Raw genomic sequence first — 686 nt, forward strand, 5'->3', positions numbered from 1 at the left:
GACGTTGACCACCTGCGTGCCCAGCGCGATGGTCACGGGCTTCAGCGGCTTGTTTTGCGCTTGTGCCACGGTGGCCGACAGCAGGAGGACCAGGGCGGCGAGCCCGGCCGCGGCCCGTGCGGCAAAGCGGGCAGGGCGGGCGAAGGCGAGTTTCAGGTGGGGGGGCATGAACGATCCTGTGTTGGTCGGATCGTTGCGAGATTAGCCCTGGGAACCAATCGCTGTGGATCAATATTCCGTCAGCATTGTTCTGATTTTTCGCACATTAATCCGCCCGGTTCGCATGCTGTTCCGGTGCGGCTTGCTAGCTGCTGTTGCGCTTGAACAGCTTCGCGATGCCCCAGAGCGCCGCGCCGCCCGCCACTACAGCCAGCTTCGCGAACTTGGCCAGGAAGGCCAGGACGATCGCGAACAGGCCCAGCTTCTTCACCGCCACGCCCGCCACCAGCGCGGCCAGGCCATAGGCGGCGACCTTGTCGGTCGAGGAGTTGAAGTCAGCGTACTTCGTGCCGTCGTCGTACTGGATCGCGGCGAGCAGCTTGCTCGCGTCGGGCTTGTACTTGTCGAGGTCCTTCGCGTTGGTGATGAGGTTCAGGCTCAGGTAGCCCTCGCGGCCCAGCGCGTAGGTGTTGTAGTTGACGCCCTGGTTGCCGTCGGTGCTGCCCTTGCGCTGGGACAGGTCCGAC

The 686-nt window shown here is 64.4% G+C and carries 1 protein-coding gene; it reads right to left on the reverse strand.

Annotated features, from left to right (window positions below; genetic code table 11):
- Positions 1–304 precede the first annotated feature (304 nt).
- A partial coding sequence (locus tag ACSFA3_RS23620) for a DUF2167 domain-containing protein (RefSeq protein WP_435507851.1) occupies positions 305–686 on the reverse strand: 382 nt, incomplete at its 5' end.

The organism is Variovorax glucosi (assembly GCF_051216695.1).
In the GTDB taxonomy this organism is placed as follows: domain Bacteria; phylum Pseudomonadota; class Gammaproteobacteria; order Burkholderiales; family Burkholderiaceae_C; genus Variovorax.